The sequence below is a fragment of the Winogradskyella sp. genome (assembly GCF_013213835.1).
Taxonomy (GTDB): domain Bacteria; phylum Bacteroidota; class Bacteroidia; order Flavobacteriales; family Flavobacteriaceae; genus Winogradskyella.
In genome coordinates this window covers 394,197-413,020 of record NZ_JABSSU010000001.1, presented here as the reverse complement: position 1 = coordinate 413,020, position 18,824 = coordinate 394,197, and the positions used below count along the sequence as shown (strand labels likewise).

General features: G+C 33.6%; 17 protein-coding genes. 6 read left to right on the top strand and 11 right to left on the bottom strand.

Going from position 1 to position 18,824, the window contains the following annotated elements; genetic code table 11:
- Position 1 precedes the first annotated feature (1 nt).
- Positions 2-907 (bottom strand): DUF6607 family protein, encoded by a 906-nt coding sequence (locus HRU50_RS01965; RefSeq protein WP_296347592.1) that lies wholly within the window; start codon positions 905-907, stop codon positions 2-4.
- A gap of 72 nt (positions 908-979) precedes the next feature.
- Between HRU50_RS01965 and HRU50_RS01960 the strand changes: the two genes are divergently transcribed.
- From HRU50_RS01960 to HRU50_RS01950, 3 genes are all read left to right on the top strand, one after another.
- The gene (locus HRU50_RS01960; protein ID WP_296347590.1) at positions 980-3,073 is read left to right on the top strand and encodes a TonB-dependent receptor; all 2,094 of its coding nucleotides are present in this window, start codon (positions 980-982) and stop codon (positions 3,071-3,073) included.
- A gap of 29 nt (positions 3,074-3,102) precedes the next feature.
- Positions 3,103-3,720: an HmuY family protein gene (locus tag HRU50_RS01955; RefSeq protein ID WP_296347588.1), complete on the top strand. Its 618-nt coding sequence runs from the start codon at positions 3,103-3,105 to the stop codon at positions 3,718-3,720.
- 273 nt (positions 3,721-3,993) lie between these two features.
- Positions 3,994-6,222, top strand: coding sequence for a TonB-dependent receptor (locus tag HRU50_RS01950; RefSeq protein ID WP_296347586.1), 2,229 nt, complete (start codon positions 3,994-3,996; stop codon positions 6,220-6,222).
- An 83-nt stretch (positions 6,223-6,305) separates the two neighbouring features.
- Here the strand turns inward: HRU50_RS01950 and HRU50_RS01945 are convergent, their stop codons facing one another.
- The 6 genes from HRU50_RS01945 to HRU50_RS01920 form a co-directional block, all read right to left on the bottom strand.
- Positions 6,306-7,277: a deoxyhypusine synthase family protein gene (locus HRU50_RS01945; protein WP_296347584.1), complete on the bottom strand. Its 972-nt coding sequence runs from the start codon at positions 7,275-7,277 to the stop codon at positions 6,306-6,308.
- Positions 7,278-7,283: 6 nt separating this feature from the next.
- Positions 7,284-8,144: an agmatinase gene (gene speB / locus HRU50_RS01940; protein WP_296347582.1), complete on the bottom strand. Its 861-nt coding sequence runs from the start codon at positions 8,142-8,144 to the stop codon at positions 7,284-7,286.
- Positions 8,141-9,586, bottom strand: coding sequence for an arginine decarboxylase (locus HRU50_RS01935; RefSeq protein ID WP_296347580.1), 1,446 nt, complete (start codon positions 9,584-9,586; stop codon positions 8,141-8,143). Before HRU50_RS01935 ends, speB begins: the two co-directional genes overlap by 4 nt.
- A gap of 68 nt (positions 9,587-9,654) precedes the next feature.
- Positions 9,655-10,518, bottom strand: a complete 864-nt coding sequence (locus HRU50_RS01930; protein WP_296347578.1) for a hydroxymethylglutaryl-CoA lyase — start codon at positions 10,516-10,518, stop codon at positions 9,655-9,657.
- Positions 10,519-10,555: 37 nt separating this feature from the next.
- On the bottom strand, positions 10,556-11,173 hold the full coding sequence (locus HRU50_RS01925) for a LysE family translocator (protein ID WP_296347576.1): 618 nt from the start codon (positions 11,171-11,173) through the stop codon (positions 10,556-10,558).
- Complete coding sequence (locus HRU50_RS01920) at positions 11,174-12,208, bottom strand: quinone-dependent dihydroorotate dehydrogenase (protein WP_296347574.1); 1,035 nt, start codon at positions 12,206-12,208, stop codon at positions 11,174-11,176.
- 149 nt (positions 12,209-12,357) lie between these two features.
- Between HRU50_RS01920 and HRU50_RS01915 the strand changes: the two genes are divergently transcribed.
- The 3 genes from HRU50_RS01915 to HRU50_RS01905 all read left to right on the top strand — a co-directional run bounded on the left by HRU50_RS01915 (position 12,358) and on the right by HRU50_RS01905 (position 15,310).
- Complete coding sequence (locus tag HRU50_RS01915) at positions 12,358-13,188, top strand: universal stress protein (RefSeq protein WP_296347572.1); 831 nt, start codon at positions 12,358-12,360, stop codon at positions 13,186-13,188.
- A 105-nt stretch (positions 13,189-13,293) separates the two neighbouring features.
- Positions 13,294-14,526, top strand: coding sequence for a peptidase T (gene pepT, locus HRU50_RS01910; RefSeq protein ID WP_296347570.1), 1,233 nt, complete (start codon positions 13,294-13,296; stop codon positions 14,524-14,526).
- A gap of 22 nt (positions 14,527-14,548) precedes the next feature.
- Positions 14,549-15,310: a class I SAM-dependent methyltransferase gene (locus HRU50_RS01905; RefSeq protein WP_296347569.1), complete on the top strand. Its 762-nt coding sequence runs from the start codon at positions 14,549-14,551 to the stop codon at positions 15,308-15,310.
- Here the strand turns inward: HRU50_RS01905 and HRU50_RS01900 are convergent.
- The 4 genes from HRU50_RS01900 to HRU50_RS01885 form a co-directional block, all read right to left on the bottom strand.
- Positions 15,307-15,714 carry a hypothetical protein gene (locus HRU50_RS01900; protein ID WP_296347567.1) on the bottom strand — a complete coding sequence of 136 codons (408 nt, stop codon included), beginning with the start codon at positions 15,712-15,714 and terminating at the stop codon, positions 15,307-15,309. The genes HRU50_RS01905 and HRU50_RS01900 overlap by 4 nt on opposite strands.
- Entirely contained in the window at positions 15,695-16,294 is a 600-nt protein-coding gene (locus HRU50_RS01895) for an exosortase/archaeosortase family protein (protein WP_296347565.1), read from the bottom strand. The genes HRU50_RS01900 and HRU50_RS01895 overlap by 20 nt, the downstream gene beginning before the upstream one ends.
- A gap of 1 nt (position 16,295) precedes the next feature.
- Positions 16,296-16,502, bottom strand: a complete 207-nt coding sequence (locus HRU50_RS01890; protein WP_296347563.1) for a PID-CTERM protein-sorting domain-containing protein — start codon at positions 16,500-16,502, stop codon at positions 16,296-16,298.
- A gap of 14 nt (positions 16,503-16,516) precedes the next feature.
- A partial coding sequence (locus tag HRU50_RS01885) for a T9SS type A sorting domain-containing protein (RefSeq protein WP_296347561.1) occupies positions 16,517-18,824 on the bottom strand: 2,308 nt, incomplete at its 5' end.

Sequence of the window (18,824 nt, the reverse complement as noted above, 5' to 3'; positions counted from 1 at the left end):
TTTACTTCTTTACAAAAGATTCAATTGTCTCTTCAATCGCATTTTTCTCTGTTAATGCGTCATCAAACAGATGTTTAAATAATACCTTATTATCTACTTTAGCTTCGAGGTTTAGATCTTTATTTCTACCATAAACATCCTCCCATTTGGTTCTTACTATAGCCCATTTATCGTAATTTTCTTTCCACCAATCTGCTGCAGCTTGGCAACGGCTGTCATCTACTTTCACATAAGTATTATAACCTTTTTCTTTTGCTAATAATATATCCTCTTTTCCTTCTTCTCTAATCACTTTAGCATTATCTTGGTCATGAACCCATCCATAATCAGTGATTTCGTGACGGTTTCCTCTTTCCGTAACATTATAATCACTACGTTTGGTGTATTCTCTTCTTGGTAGTGGCGCATCTGTAGTATTTTCCCAGTAGCTTTTTCCATCAACATGTACCCAAGTTGAAGAACCTTCGTAACGTGGACTGTCATCTACCTGATATACTTTTTGCGTCCATTGTCCTTTAACTTCTTCTTCAGATTTGGTTTCAAACACCCATTGGTTATCACCGTTAAACATGTAAAAGTCTTTATTTTCAAACAACCAGTCTTGTCGCCAGTGCTTTACGATATGATATTGGCCGCCATGACCTACTTGTAATAAATGTTGCATTGAAATTTTATTCTCTTCATCAGTTACCAATTCTGCCCATTCAAGACCTTTAGAAATTTTTGTATCAGAAGGTCTATATAAAGAATCATTACTGTAATTGAATGTCTCCGTAAAATTAAAGGTCACCTCATAACAACCGCACATCTTTTTGATGGCATTTTTGTCTAATTCCTTTTTGTCTTGTGCAGTTAATTCCATTGAAAAACATAGCGCCAATAGCGCAATAAATACTCTAGATGTCATGTGTAAAAAATGTTTATTTTTATTTAGAATGATTTAAAATAACTTATATATTTGCCGCAAATTTAATCAAGAATGAGTCTAAATAAAAATTATTTTTACTTTTATTTTTCACTTTTTTTAATTGGTTTTACACAAGCTCAAGACACCAAAACCACTCAAAAAGATTCTTCAAAAGTTGAAAGATTAGATGAAGTTATTATATCCGCTACACGTACCCCAAGACAATTATCATCCTTACCTCTACCTGTAACTCTTATCTCTAAAAAACAAATCAAACAGACTGGTACGATAAGGTTAAATGAAATACTATCTGAGCAAACTGGTGTTATAGTAGTACCTGATGAAAGTGGTTTTGAAGGTATCCAGATACAAGGCATTGGCGCAGAATATGTCATGATAATGATAGATGGTGTTCCTTTAGTAGGTCGAAGTGCCGGTAATTTTGACTTGAGCAGATTAGCAGTTGGAAATATTAAACAAATTGAAGTTGTTAAAGGTCCCTCTAGTGCTTTATATGGTAGTGAGGCTCTTGGTGGTGTGATTAATATTATAACCGATAAACCAAAGTCTGAAGAACTAAAAGGCAATGCTTCATTTAGAGTTGGATCATTTAGGCAACTTGATACCAATATCAATATTGACCAAAAATTTGAAAGACTTGGATACAGTATTTTCCTAAATCGCTTTTCTAGTGAAGGCTATGATCTCACACCAGAAACTGCAGGACAGACGGTTAGTCCTTTTGAAAATTATACTCTAAACGGAAGACTTTTTTATGACTTTAATGCCCATTTAAAACTATTTAGTTCAACTCGATATTACACGCAAAATCAAGAGAATAATTTTGAAACTACAGATGACATCTTTGAAGGAGAATCCAAAGAAACGGAATGGAATACACATTTAAGATTAAACCATAAATGGAACGATAACTTACGCTTTGAATATGAATTCTATTTCACAAATTATAAAGCTATAGAATCCTCTCAAAGTCCTATCACTGATAATGTTTTGTTTAGCAGTGATTTTAATCAACATCTTTTAAGACTAGAAATACGATCTATCTATAACACAAATAACTTAGGTACTATTACAAGTGGAATTGGATATCAATATGATACATTAGATAGAACCTTTTTTGACAACCAAATCAATTTTAACTCTCAATATATTTATGCACAATGGGATTTTGATGTTTTAGATGACCTCAACCTCATTATTGGTGCAAGGTTCGATAATCATTCTGAATACAGCAATCAGTTAAGTCCCAAACTTGCATTACGATATAATATAAATGAAAACCTAGCTATCAAAGGCTCTGTTGGTTATGGTTTTAAGGCACCAGATTTCAGACAACTTTATTTCGACTTTACAAACTCAGCAGTTGGCTACACCGTTTTCGGATATAATGTCGTATCAGACAAATTACAAGAATTACAAAATGCAGGTCAAATTCTAGATATTGTCGTTCCCTTCGAACAGTTTAATAATCCTCTTAAAGCAGAAAGTTCAGTAGGTATTAATGTAGGTGCAGCCTTTAAAAAAGACAAATGGAAGGCTGAACTAAATCTGTTTAGAAATGATTTTAAAAACCTTATTGACACTCAAATCATCGCAAGGAAAATAAATGGTCAAAATGTGTTTAGTTATCGCAACTTTGATGAAGTCCTTTTTACTGGTTTAGAACTCGATGTAAACTTCAATTGGACAGATAATTTAAGCCTCTCTGGCGGTTATCAGCTATTGTATGCCTACGACAAAAGACAATTAGACCGCATAGAAAATGAAGAAGTATTTACCATTGATAATTCTGGTAGAACGGTACTTGTAGAACGCTCAGATTATTTCGGGTTAGTCAACAGATCTAGACATACGGCAAATTTCAAAGCTTTTTATACCATCCCAAAAATTAAATCCAACATTAATCTGCGTTTTATTTACAGGAGTAAATATGGGCAATTTGATACTAATGGAAACGCAATCTTAGATACTTATGACGATAGCTTTGTTAATGGTTTTGTAACGGCAAATTTTGCCTTTACGAAGCAATTTGGTAACCATTTTGACTTGCAAGTTGGTGCCAATAACTTATTGGATTACAAAGACAATAACATACCCAATTTAAATGGTATCCAATTATTCTCAACACTTAATTATAATTTTTAAAATAAATCCATAATAAAATGATTAACACAATGCGAACATTAAAAACAATGACTTTACTTGCTTTATTTATCGGTTTTATCTCATGTAATTCTGATGACGACAATGGCACAAACAGATCTGAGGTGGCATCTGTAACAATTGAAAATTTACATGCACCACAAACTGGTGGACAAGGTCAACCAATTGGTGGTGATTTTGTAAAATTCGATTTTTCTACTGGTTTACAAACAGATAGCGACACAGAATGGGATATTGCTTTTAGAGGAACAACAATAGCTATAAATGGTGGAACTTCTACGGGAACCGCAGACGAACCAACACGGAATGGTAATGCAGGAGCAATTATTGTAAATGGCACTTTAGAGAGTATAACATCTGTTGACGGATTAGTATTTAATCAAGATGGAATTAACGGTTTCGCTATTCCGTCAGGAAGTGATAATGGCTGGTATAACTATAACTTTATGACAAACCTTGTCACTAAAATTCCTGGAAAAGTTTTGGTTTTTCGCACAAGAGATGGACGTTACGCAAAGGTTGAAATTATCAGCTATTATTTAGATGGAGATACTTCTAACCCTGCAAATGGAAGATATTATACATTTGATTACGTATACAATCCAAATGAAGGTGAAACCACATTCTAATTACATAAAATATATTCCTTCATTTCAATGAGTCTTTAGCCCTTTTCAAGAGAAAGGGCTTTGTCATTGAAGTCTCAAACTAACTATCATTATTACAAGCACTTAAAATCTTCAATTACATAGATTCATTTATTTCCCATAGACATATCTGTAACTAATAATTTCTAATAGCTTAAATTTATTTTTATTTATTCTAAATTAATTTTGATTACTTAAAATATGATATTAGTTTTGCAGACGCAACAACAAACTATTTTAATTTATTCTAAATAAATGAAATTTAAATTACCAACCGCATTACTTTTTTTTACAATTTTATTTGGTAATGCACAAGAACAACCTAAGGAAAAAGTAAAAGATTCCATTCAAGCCCTTGATGAAGTTATATTAGTTTCAGATGTCATCTTTGGTAGCAAATTTGTAGCCAAAAATCGTACAGGTTCTGCCTATTATATTTCACCACAAGAGCTTAAAAAATTCAGTTACACAGATATAAATCGCGTACTTAGAGCGGTTCCAGGTGTTACTTTTTACGAAGAAGATGGTTTCGGGTTAAGACCAAATATAAGTTTAAGAGGAACCTCACCAAAAAGAAGTGCAAAAATATCACTTATGGAAGATGGAGTTCTTATTGCTCCTGCACCATACAGCTCACCTTCTGCCTATTATTTCCCTTCTGTAGCGCGTATGCAAGCTGTAGAAATTCTAAAAGGTAGTAGTCAAGTTCAATATGGCCCTTTTACAACTGGTGGCGCGATAAACATGGTTTCTACCCAAATCCCAGACAGTTTTTCAGGACAAGTAAGAGCTAGCTATGGCAGTTTCAATACAAGTCAATTACACGCTAGATTTGGAGACAGTAAAGAAACTATTGGCTACATGGTTGAATATCTTAATTATAATTCTGATGGCTTTAAAAATTTACCTGATAATAGTAATACAGGATTTGATATTAATGAAGTTGTAGCTAAATTTAGGGTGAACAGCAAAGCCGATGCTAAACTGCAACAAAGCTTAGAAACAAAATTTCAATACTATGATGAAGTTTCTAACGAAACCTATTTAGGTCTTACTGAAAATGATTTTTCAAATTCTCCTTACAGCAGATATGCGTCTTCACAAGAAGATCAAATGACAGCTGAGCATATTCAATTAATGCTTACGCACCAACTCAACTTTTCAAAACGTTTAAGAGTAACCACAAAAGGATATTACAACAAATTCAAAAGAAATTGGTACAAACTTGATGATGTTATATTTAATGGTGACAAGCAAAAAATTGCAACTGTAGTTGCAAACCCTAATGATTTCGCAAGTCATATGGACATCATTAGAGGAACCGTTAATTCAGAAAATGATGCTTTGTTATTAAAAGCCAATAACAGGGTTTATATATCAAAAGGTTTACAAACTAAGTTTGATTACCATTGGTACGGAGAAAACACATTTCATGATTTAGAAATTGGGGCTCGTTATCATTATGACGAAGAAGACCGCTTTCAATGGGAAGATGGATATAATATCATTGATGGTAATATGACATTGACTTCACTAGGGGAAAGAGGTGCTCAAGGTAACAGAATTAGTAGTGCAACAGCTTTTGCGGCATACGCCATGTACAAGTTAAAATATAATAAACTAACAGTTACACCTGGTTTACGATATGAAAACATCATTCTAGAAAGAGAGAACTTTGGAAGTGATAATCCAACGAGATCAAGCAATGACGTTTCTATTAGAGAAAATAGTGTTGATATACTCATACCTGGTGTCGGGTTTAACTATGCTTTTAGAAATGATCTATCTGTCTTTGGTGGTGTTCATAAAGGTTTTTCACCACCTACTAACGAACCTGGTCAAAAAGCAGAAGAAAGTATCAATTACGAACTAGGTTCTCGTTTTGCTATTGGAAAATTAACCGGTGAAATTGTTGGTTTTTATAACGATTACAGCAACTTACTTGGAAGTGACCTTGCTGCAACTGGAGGAACTGGTTCCTTAGACCAATTTAATGCTGGTGAAGTTGCTGTAAGCGGTATCGAACTTCTTTTAAATTATGATTTATTATCTAAAAATGAAAAATTTAGTTTACCTCTTACCTTCGGATATACCTTTACAAATACGGAATTCTTAAATAGTTTTGGTAGCGATGATGATTTATGGGGTACTGTTACTGAAGGTGATGAATTACCATATATCCCAAAACACCAATTTAATGCGATGATTTCACTTGAACACTCTAATTTTGAACTTAATTTGAGTACTCGTTATAATGGTGAATTTAGAACCATGGCAGGTTCTGGAGATATCGCATCAGACGAATTGGTACCATCAAACTTCATAGTAGATTTCTCAGGAAAATACCATTTCTCAAAGAACTTAAGTTTAACTGCCGGTATCATAAATCTACTAGATGAAACTTATGCTGTATCCAGAGTTCCTGCTGGTTTAAGACCTGGACATCCTTTTGGTGCTAATGCTGGATTAGAATTTAGATTTTAAAACAAAAATTGTTATGAAAATTAAAAGAGCTGTCAAAATTGACAGCTCTTTTAATTTAAAGTCATATAACTGCAACGGGCTTTTTACATATCTAATAAATAAGCAAAAATCAGAGGCGCAACAATAGTTGCATCACTTTCAATAATGAATTTTGGTGTATCAATACCTAGCTTTCCCCAAGTAATTTTCTCGTTTGGTACAGCTCCAGAATACGAACCATAACTTGTGGTAGAATCGCTTATCTGGCAGAAATAACTCCAAAATGGTGTGTCTGTGCGTTCCAAATCTTGAGATAACATTGGTACAACACATATTGGAAAATCACCTGCAATACCTCCACCAATTTGAAAAAATCCAATACCATTTTCTGAATTGTCTGTATACCAATCTGCCAAGAATGTCATATACTCAATTCCCGATTTCATCGTACTTGCTTTAAGCTCACCTTTAAGTACGTAGCTTGCAAAAATATTACCCATAGTACTGTCTTCCCAACCTGGACAAACGATAGGTAAATTCTTTTCGGCAGCTGCATACATCCAAGAATCTTTTAAATCAATTTCATAGTATTGCTCTAATACACCAGACAATAATAGCTTATACATAAACTCGTGAGGTAAGTAGCGTTCCCCTTTATCATCAGCCTCTTTCCAGATGTCGTAAATGTACTGTTGCAAACGTCTAAATGCTTCTTCTTCTGGAATACAAGTATCGGTGACTCTATTAAGTCCTTTTTCTAGTAAATCCCATTCTTCTTGAGGTGTTAAATCACGATAGTTAGGCACACGCTTGTAGCGCGAATGTGCAACCAGATTCATAATATCTTCTTCAAGATTTGCACCTGTACAAGAAATAATATGCACTTTATCTTGACGAATCATTTCGGCAAAAATCTTTCCTAACTCAGCAGTGCTCATAGCACCGGCTAAAGACACCAACATTTTTGCACCATGATCTAATTGAGCTTCGTATGCTTTGGCAGCATCAACAACTGTAGCTGCATTAAAATGTAAGTAATACTTTTCTATAAAATTTGAAATTGCTCCTTTTGCCATTCAGTATTAATTATGTAATTCAAATTTATAGCTCAGCATTTTATAGTACAACTTTGCGGCAAGAAAATCTGAAGACTTATCATTTGGGTTTGGGCAAAGTTCAACAATATCAAAACCTACAACATGCTTTCTTTCAAAAACTTTTCTTAAGAATTCTAAAGTTTCATACCATAATAAACCACCAGGTTCTGGTGTACCTGTACTTGGTAGTATTGATGGGTCAAAAGCATCTAAGTCTAACGTGATAAACACGTGATCTGTCATCTGATCTATGGCTGAATCCATCCAACGTTTATCATTCTCAATTCTATGAGCAAAATAAGTTTTACCCATATCCATTTGCTCTTTTTCTGAAACGTCCATAGAACGGATGCCTACCTGAATCAAATTTGTGGTTTTACTCGCTTCATAAACCGCACACGCATGATTACAAGTGCTACCTTCATAGGACGACCTTAAATCTGCATGTGCATCAATCTGTAAAACTGTTAAATCTTCAAAAGCATCGTTAAATGCTCTAATGGTTCCTATAGATATAGAATGTTCACCTCCCAAAATAGTGACAAATTTATTTTGATCAATGTATTTCTTTGTAACTCTTTCCACAGCTTCAACCATAGCTTCTGGTGAACTGTTTTCTACTACTGCATCAGCTAAATATACACCTCGCTTATAAACTTTAGAATCGGTTTCTATATCGTATAGCTCCATATTTTCTGAAGCTTCCAAAAATGCATCAGGACCTTTATCAGCGCCTTTTTGCCAAGTACTTGTACCATCGTAAGGTACAGGAATTAATACAACTCTTGATGTTTCTAGCTTTGCAAATTCTTCAGGAATACCAGCATATGTATTCGACTTTATCATTGATGCTTAATGTACTTTGTATTTAACTCGATGACTTTATTTTGGTTTGAATCATATCCTAAAATATTCAAGAAATCTTCATTGGTTTGTTCGTCCTTAAACATTTGAGATCTAATATTTCCATTGTCGTCCATATCAATTAGAATATGTTTTGGTGATGGAATTAAACAGTGTTGCAATCCGCTATAACCTCCAATTGATTCTTGATAAGCACCAGTATTGAAAAAACCGATGTAAAGTGGCTTTTCAGGGCTGAATCTTGGTAAATACACTGGATGCTTATGCTTTTCGCTATTGTAATAATCATCACTATCGCAGGTTAATCCGCCTAGAAGAACTTCTTCGTAATCATCTTGCCAACGGTTAATTGGCAACATTATAAAACGTTTGTTGATTGCCCAAGTATCTGGTAAAGTGGTAATGAAAGATGAATTTATCATATTCCATTTTTCTCTATCGTTTTGTTGCTTTTGGTACAATACTTCATAAATAGCTCCGCCACTTTCACCAACTGTAAAGCTTCCAAACTCAGTAAAAAGATGTGGCACATCAACATTTGCCTCAATGCACACTTGTTGAATTTTACCGACTATTTCATTCACCAAATATTGATAATCACAGTTAAAATCTAGTGAATTCTTTATCGGAAAACCACCACCAATATTCAAGCAATTTAACTCTGAACATTCCTTTTTTAATGCGACATAAACATTCAGACACTTAAAAAATTCACTCCAATAATAGGCACTATCTTCTATGCCAGTACTTATAAAAAAATGAAGCATCTTGAGTTGAACCTTTTTATTATTTCTAACCTGATTTTTATAAAAAGGCAGAATGTCTTTATAACCAATACCTAATCGAGACGTATAAAATTCTGATTTTGGTTCTTCCTCTGAAGCAATTCTTATTCCAATATTAAAATTTTCATTAATGGCTTCAGACAGTAAATGCAATTCTTCATAATTATCAATAACAGGAATACAATTTCTGTGTCCGTTATTAATTAATCTCGCAATATTCGTGATGTATTGTGAACGTTTAAAGCCATTGCAAATCACGTAATCTAAATCTGAAATTTTCCCTTCAGACTTTAAATGCTCAACAATATTGATATCAAAAGCAGAAGAGGTTTCAATGTGTATTTCATTTTTTAAAGCTTCTTCTAAAACATGTTTAAAATGTGAGCTTTTGGTACAGTAGCAATACTGATAATCTCCTGTATAATTATACTTTTTAAAAGCTTCTTTAAACCATTGTTTAGCTCTATTTATATTTTCTGAAATCTTCGGTAAATAGGTAAACTTTAATGGTGCCCCATAGGTTTGCACTAACTCATTTAAGTTAATATCATGAAAGTTTAATCTATCGTTTTCAAGTCTGAATTCAGTTTGAGGAAAATCGAAAGTTTGATGGATTAAATCTTTATATCTTTTATTCATGACTGATGTCTCGAATATGTATTAAAAATTGAAACAATAAAAAAACAAAAAAGAAATGTACGAATTAATCAATGATAAACCTTAAAAATCTTTGAGGCTTCATTGTAAGCGCTTTCAAAACTCATAGCATTAAGGTCATGGGCTTTTTGTAGTGTAAAATAGGATAGCATTTTCTCAGTTGGCATATTACCAGTAAGTTCATCTTTTGCCATTGGGCAACCTCCAAAACCTTGAATGGCACCATCAAAACGTCTGCAACCAGCTTTGTATGCGGCATCAACTTTTTCGTACCAAGTTGTTGGTGTGGTATGTAAATGCGCTCCAAACTCAATATCTGGATATTTTGGAATAAGATTAGAAAATAAATAATCTATAGTTTCAGGATCTGAACTCCCAATGGTATCACTTAATGATAAAATCTTCACTCCCATTTTAGCCAATCGTTCTGTCCAATCTCCAACGATATCCACATTCCATGGATCTCCGTACGGATTTCCAAACCCCATAGAAATATAAACCACAACTTCTTTATTAGAGGCATTCGCAATCTCCAAAATCTCCTTCAAAGTCTCAACAGATTGTGCAATGGTTTTATGCGTATTACGCATCTGAAAGTTTTCTGAAATTGAAAATGGAAAACCTAAGTAGTTAATTTCTGAATGTTTAGAAGCATCATTAGCTCCACGTGTATTTGCAATAATCGCAAGTAACTTACTTTTAGTTTTACTAAGGTCTAATTGAGATAATACTTCAGCAGTATCAACCATTTGAGGAATGGCTTTTGGTGACACAAAACTCCCAAAGTCGATGGTATCAAAACCTACACGAAGTAATGATTGAATGTACTGTACTTTTTTCTCAGTAGGAATAAATGTTTTAATGCCTTGCATGGCATCTCGAGGACATTCAATGATTTTTACTTGCTTGTTCATTGCCTCAAATATACGGCTAACGAAAACGTTTTCAAACTTACAAAAGAATGAAAATAGCAATTCCTAAAAAGACAATAATCTGAAGCCATTTAAATACTAAACCCGAGTTTTTATGACTCAGCGTATAGGTCTTTATTTCGCCTGCTAGTAAAGCAATTGTAGAAAAAATAATAAATGACACTAACATAAAAATGCCTCCTAAAATGTAAAACTGCCAAACTGTGCTCATAGTTTCAGAAAATAAAAATCCTGGAAAAAACGCTAAGAAAAAAAGTGTCACTTTTGGATTAAGCACATTCATAAAAAACCCTTGAATAAACAGCTGTTTATGATTCTTTTTGCTAGTACTTTCTGATTCTAAATTTAAATCCGCTTCTGACTTGAATACTTTATATGCTAAAAACAGTAAGTAAAGTGCACCAAGAATTTTAATAACATAAAAAACCGTTTCGTTATCCTTTATTAAAACTGATACACCAAAGGCTAATAAAGTGGTATGGATAATGCAACCAGTTATTAATCCACCTACAGTAGCAATACCATAAGATTTACCATTTGTAATACTCTGAACTAAAACATAAATGTTGTCTGGACCAGGTGAGATTGCTAAGGCAGCAGTTGCAAGAACGAATGATATAAGTAATTCAGAATTCAATTAACTTTTGGCTAAAATTGCCTTATTTATGTCCTTAATTAATTTTGGACCCTCGTAAACAAAACCAGTATATACCTGCACCAAGTCAGCACCAGCGTCTATTTTTTCTAGTGCGTCTTTAGCGGAATGAATGCCGCCAACACCAATAATTGGAAATGCCTTGTTACTTTTCTCAGATAAGTATTGAATAACTTTTGTAGATTTTTCCTTTATTGGTTGACCACTCAACCCGCCATTACCTATTGCTTTAAGTTGTTCATCAGTAGCCTTCAAACCTTCTCGTGAAACTGAAGTATTTGACGCAATGACACCATCAATTTTGGTCTCTGCAACCAATTCTATAATTTCATCTAATTGTCCATTATTAAGATCTGGAGCGATTTTTAAAAGTATAGGTTTTTGAGTTTGAAATCCGTTGTTTAAATTTTGAACTTCAGTAATTAACTCAATTAAATAATCTTTATCAGTGAGTTTTGCATGGCTTCCTACATTTGGACAGCTCACATTAAGTACAAAATAATCTACATGTGGATGCAAAGCATTAAAACATGTCGTATAGTCTTCAGTATAATCTTCGGGCTTCGTCTTTGTATTTTTACCGATATTTCCACCTATTATAACACGACCTTTGTTTTTCTTTAACTGCGTAATTGCTGCTTCTAAGCCTTCGTTATTAAAGCCCATTCTATTGATGATACCTTTATCATCTTTTAATCTAAACAAGCGTTTTTTAGGATTTCCGGCTTGAGCCTTTGGCGTTACTGTGCCTATTTCAATAAATCCAAAACCGAAATTAGATAGTTCATTATACAAGACTGCATTTTTATCAAATCCAGCTGCTAAACCAACAGGGTTTTTAAACTTTAAACCAAATAATTCTCTTTCTAAACTTGGGTGTTCAATGTTATACATGCTTCTAAATAAGTTTGAAACCAAAGGAACCTTAGAACTTATTTTAATAAGTGAGAATGTAAAGTGATGTACTTTTTCCGGGTCGAAGCTGAAAAGAATTGGACGGATAATACTTTTGTACATGAGAAATATTTTGCGTTGCAAAAATAAGAATCTTTAAAAAGATTTCTAACTTAATATTCATAATAAAAATTTAAACAAACTATCATTTATCATACTTTTTAGTGTTTCAAATTCTTACATTTGGAACAATAACTAATAAAACTATAAAAATGAAGAAAATAATTATCCCTGTTGATTTTTCTAAGCATTCTGAGTACGCATTAGAAACTGGCGCAGTGATCGCCAAAAAATATGATGCTGAACTCATTGTAATGCATATGCTAGAATTATCAGAGTCTATTTTCTCTTCTTCGAGTTCAGAAAGAAACGAGGAAACAGCTTTTATGTTAATGGTTACTAACAAACGTTTTGAAGAATTTTTGGATAAACCATACTTAGAAGGTCTTACAGTTACACCGATGATTAAACATCATAAGGTCTTAAAAGAGGTATCTCAGGTATCTGGTGAAGAGAAAGCTGACCTAATTGTAATTGGTTCTAGAGGTCATAATGATCATGATGGTATCTTCACAGGTTCAAATACGGAAAAAGTTGTACGTTACAGTGAAACACCAGTATTTGTAGTAAAATCAAAACCTTCAGATATGGACTATGATAATGTTGTTTTGGGATGTGATTTTACAGAAAAAAGCATAACTGCTGTTAAAAATGCATTGTCCGTTTTAAGTGAGTTATCTAAAAAAGTGACTTTATTACATGTTAACTTACCAAATCTAAGTTTTTTAAGCACTGATGAAATTAACGAAAAAGTATCTAATTTCTTAACAGTAGCTGGATTAGAAGATGCAGATCTCAATATTGATTTCACTGCAGACCATGCTGTAGAAGACGGTATTCTTAATTATGCAAGAAGAACGGCAGCAGATGCTGTTTCTATAATTACACATGGTAGAACAGGATTGAGTAATTTCTTTGGTGGAAGTATTTCTGAAGATTTAGTAAATCATTCTAGATTACCTGTAATTACCTTTAAATTATAAACATAATTCTATGCAATATAAAGCCTTGAGAATCTCAAGGCTTTTTTTGTTTTGCAACTTAGATATACACTAAATTGTTACTATTTTTGAGAAAAATTGAAAGACATGCAACATATCATAAATCGCTTTATAAGCTATGTAACTATAGATACTGAATCTGATCCAACGTCTAATACCACACCAAGCACAGAAAAACAGTGGGATTTGGCGAATAAATTAGTTGAAGAACTCAAAGCTATTGGCTTGAGTGATGTTACAATAGATGATAATGCTTATATAATGGCAACATTACCTAGTAATGTAAACCATGATGTACCAACGATTGGTTTTATATCTCATTTTGACACTTCACCAGATTTTACTGGAGCGAATGTAAAACCTCAAATAGTTGAGAATTACGATGGAAAGGATATTGTTCTTAATGCTGAAGAAAACATTGTGTTATCACCAAGCTATTTTGAAGACTTATTGTTATACAAAGGACAAACGCTTATAACAACAGATGGCACAACGCTTTTAGGTGCAGATGACAAAGCAGGAATTACAGAGATTGTAACTGCGATGGAATATCTCATTAATCATCCTGAAATTAAACACGGAGAAATTAAAGTTGGGTTTACTCCAGACGAAGAAATTGGTCGTGGTGCACATAAATTTGATGTAGACAAGTTCGGTGCAGATTGGGCTTATACTATGGATGGAAGTCAAATTGGTGAATTGGAATATGAAAACTTCAATGCTACGGGAGCCGTAATTAAGGTAAAGGGGAAAATTGTACATCCTGGCTATGCCAAAGGCAAAATGATTAATTCTATGTACTACGCATCTGAATTTATCAATGCTTTACCAAAGGATGAGACTCCTGAACATACAGAAGGTTACGAAGGTTTTTTTCATTTACATACACTAGAAGGTAAGGTTGAAAGTACAACACTTCAATACATAATTAGAGATCATGATAAAAATAAGTTTGAGGCAAGAAAAGCCTTAATGCAAAAAATAATTGAAGATCTCAATTCAAAATATGGTTCTGAAATTTTCGAGATTGAAATTAAGGACCAATACTTCAATATGAAGGAAAAAGTAGAACCTGTAATGCATATTGTTGATATTGCCGAAGATGCTATGAAACAATTAGACATTACACCACTTATAAAACCAATAAGAGGTGGTACCGATGGTTCACAATTATCCTACATGGGTTTACCATGTCCCAATATTTTTGCTGGTGGACATAACTTCCATGGGCGCTATGAATATGTACCTGTAGAAAGTATGCAAAAAGCCGTTCAGGTGGTTTGCAAGATTGCTGAATTGACTGCAGAGAAGTATAAGTAAGACCTTTCAATTTCTTCCCTAAATGAAAGAAAAATACGAGGTAGGACACTTAATATATGACCCAACAATATACGATGGGTTAAACTCGGATTTATCAGACTTAGACTTCTACATGAAGTGGTTACCACGAGATAAAAATGCTCATATTTTAGAGTTATGTTGTGGAACTGGAAGATTAACAATACCTATAGCAAAGCGTGGTTATAGAAATATTACTGGTGTAGATATCACAACATCTATGCTGAATGAAGCCAAGGTAAAGGCCCAAAAAGCCAATGTTAATGTTAATTTTATTGAAGCTGATATTAGATTCTTAGAATTAGCACAAACATATGACTTCATCTTTATACCTTTTAATTCTATTCATCATTTGTATAAAAATGAAGATTTATTCAACGTTTTCGCTGGTATTAGAAAGCATTTAAAAAAAGATGGTTATTTCCTTTTTGATTGCTATAATCCTAACATCAGATATATTGTTGAAGGCGAAAAACATCTAAAAAAAATAGCTGAATTCCAGACATCAGATAACCGAGAGATAGTAATAAAACAACAAATGCATTACGAATATGACACTCAAATTAATCGTATTGAATGGCATTACTTTATTAATGGAGAATTTAACTCAATTCAACGGTTAGATATGAGGATGTATTTTCCACAGGAACTTGATTCAAATCTATTACTAAATAATTTTAATATAGTGGATAAGTTCGGAAATTTTGAGGAAGTTAAGTTTGATGAAAGTTCCAATAAACAAATATATATTTGTAAGAAAGCTTAATGTGTTTTATTAAGTGTTCTATTAATTAAACCCATTCCTAAATACAATAATGGTGAGATGAGTAATTCTTGAATGGTTCTTGCAAATCTGCTCATAGCTACTATGGGTTTTCCTTCTATAAAAAACCAATCAACCAATCCAATTATAGCTATTATGCATAAACCTCCTACATGAACCATATGCCAAATTTTAGACATCCAAGTAATCCTAAGCTTACCAAGATGAAATGTGCCAACAAAATAAACAGCAATTGTAAATAAGAAACTGATAAAATGTCTAACTTTTCTTGAAAGCTCTGCTGTGTCCCGATGTTCTGCAATAAAAATATAATAACTAGAGTATATTATAAAAATAATAATTACTCCAGCAATGAATCTCACTTTGTCAGACTTGTACAGTTTCATTTTTACTTTTTAAATTAATTTTTCTAGTATACACAGCCCAAAATAAAAATGTTACTGAATACACTGTGACGCTAAATATATATTTATGAGCAATATCAAAATAATACTGATAATACTCTCTAAGATATATAAGTCCTACACATCTTCCAATATTAACAGCATCGAGTAAAATTGCACCGATAATAATATACTTTGTTTTTCTCCAAAATGAAGCAGGCATACACACTATAAAACCAATGTATAATACAATAAGCTCTAAACCATTACACAAATCTGCTATATAAAGTACTCTTTTATCATTATGATAAACCAATGATGCTATTTCTTTAGATTTCTCTCCCTCATAAATGGTATTCTTTGCCTCTCTTACAGCTTTAAAATCTGACATAGGACTCCAGTTATTTAACACATATACTGAAGCATTACCAACATGAGTAGTTAATGGATGATCTAGAGATTTAGATTCCATAAAAAAACCCATATATAAAGCCTTCCATATTACAAAAAACAATAAGGCTTTTCCTAAAAAAAGCCTTATTGGTAATGGAATGTCGCTTAATAAAGAATTAAGCTTTATCACGTTATTTCAAATTATCTCGTAATTTTTTCACTCCAAATGCTGCCGCACCTACTAATAGTGCAACTAATCCTCCGTCAATTGGTACATCAACGGTATCAGTAGCCCCATTTGGAGGTCCTTGAGCGAATATGTCTGCCGTGAACATAAGTGCACATACCACAGCCACACTTGCAATGACCTTTGTTAATTTACTTTTTGAATTTTTCATAATATTAATTTTTATTAGTTAATGATTAACTTCTTAGTTGTTGTTTTACCTTTAGAAGTCAATTCTACAAAATATGTTCCCATACTAAATCCGTCACCTGTTTCTACTGTAATTCTGTTTCCAGCAGCAAATCCAGATTCTTGATATAATTTAGTTCCTAAAACATCATAAATAGTAATCTCTAAGTCATCCATTCCTAAAGGTACATTCAAGTGGAATTTACCAATATTTGTTGGATTAGGATATAATATCACTTCTGTTAAATCAAACCCACCAACAGATAATGTCTCTTGTTGATAAACTATTGTGAAACGATCTCCAGAAATCGAAGATAAACTATTTGAATCAACACTGAACGTATAATTTACACTTCCATTCATCGGGATTTCTGTATACGTACCCGTATAGCTATCATATAAGAATGGTGTTGCTCCTAGTAATGAGCTACCTTCTGCAACGATTGTGTAATTTGTACTTCTGTAAGTATTAATCTCTAATTGAATAACTTCTGCATCAACAGGGATTGCTCTACTTTCTATACTGAGTAAAGATCCATTATTGTTAGCTGCAAAATTTTCATCTAGGTTAGTGATATCCATAGCATCATTTGCGTCAATAGCATTATTACCATTAGAGGAAGACATTATTAATATACCATCTACCGGCGATCCACCATTAGCTAATGTCGCATTTTCAAATAATGATAACGTAAGCAGTCCTTGATTATTGGTACTGTTGTCTGAGAACGTTGACGTCTCAATACCAGAATTATCTTTACTTGATTGGTCGAACATTACAGAAGCTTGACCTGCACCTGAAGTATATACCCATCCTGCTTGTCCTGATTGTAAGAATTGATCTGCGTCTGAACCAGCAGTAGCAACACCTGAAGAAGTCATTATAGTTGTATAAGCACCTCTATAACCTAATGTTGGATCCCATACCCAGTAGAAGTTAGGGTTTATGTTAACCGAACTGTTACTTAATAATGTACCCATATCTATTTGAGATTGGAAAGGATTACCTACTGCAACAAATCGTTGTTCTGGCACATTTACACTAATCATATGCGAACCAACATTTTCTGATGTTAATTCACCTGTTGCACGTAAGGTCGTCTCAGACGGCGCCGCATTATTATCCATTAAATCTGTATTTCTATCACCTCTTACTAAGATATGATACATTGTACCTGGATATAAATTAGTCGCATTTGTATTTGCTACTTCAACATATTCATAACCTACATTATCAAAAATATACATTGAAGGGTTACCTGTTACAGTAACATCAAATCCGTCTGTATTACCAGCCGGACCGGTAATATGTGTATCCTGTTGCCAGTTATCTGCAATTGGTGTATTTGTAGTTACAGCCGGACTCAATTGACGATATGCTCTCTTAGCTGGAATATATCTCTCAACAGTATAATCTCCCATAAACATACCTATACCAGCACCTACGTAACCTGTACCTGTAGCATCAGATTCGAAAGTTACAGCACCACTGTTATCAACCATACCATCATTAACAACTTCTACATTAGGCCCTACACTTAGAGATGCCATAGACTCAACTGTTATAGATGAACATGCATCAATGTATAGGTCTTGTCCCATTGTTAACATAGGGTAGTTAGACATTCCATTTGGAATAGTTACTTCCCCATTCATAATCATTAAACTTGGAGCCATACTGTTAGACCAGTTACTCGCATTTTCCCAGTTAGCATCTGAAGCTCCTGTCCATGTATAAGCCACTGTGTTTGCACATGGATCTTGTGAGCCTTCGCAGGTTACTGCAAGCGTATAATCACCTGACGCACCTGTTCCACTAAAGCTACTAAAGAAACCTTCTACTAAAATGATATACGTTGACTCACCATCTGAAGTAAAGTTCACCTCAGATTGTAAACTACACGAATCGTCGTTACTCGTTACAACAGATCCGTCACAGGCATCTAACACTGATAAGAAGGTATCAAATCCTGATCCACACAAACTAACAGTAATTTCTTCTCCTGTTGCAGTTCCTGCTAAGGAATAGAAAACATCATTTGAACCGTTACCTGCTGTATCGGTAGCGTTTGCTGTTGAGCCCATTACTGTATCACCACATGCTATCATTGTTGCATTTACACACTCATCATTGTCTGGTCCTGGTAATGGACATGTAAAGGTATAGTCCCCTAAATCTGAATCACAAGCATCATCTGTAGCGTCTATACTTAACGATACAGTGTCACCACTGTTGTATGGCCCAGCTACTACTGTTCCTACTACTACTGGATACGTAGTTGTTCCATCACTTATTAATGTGCCT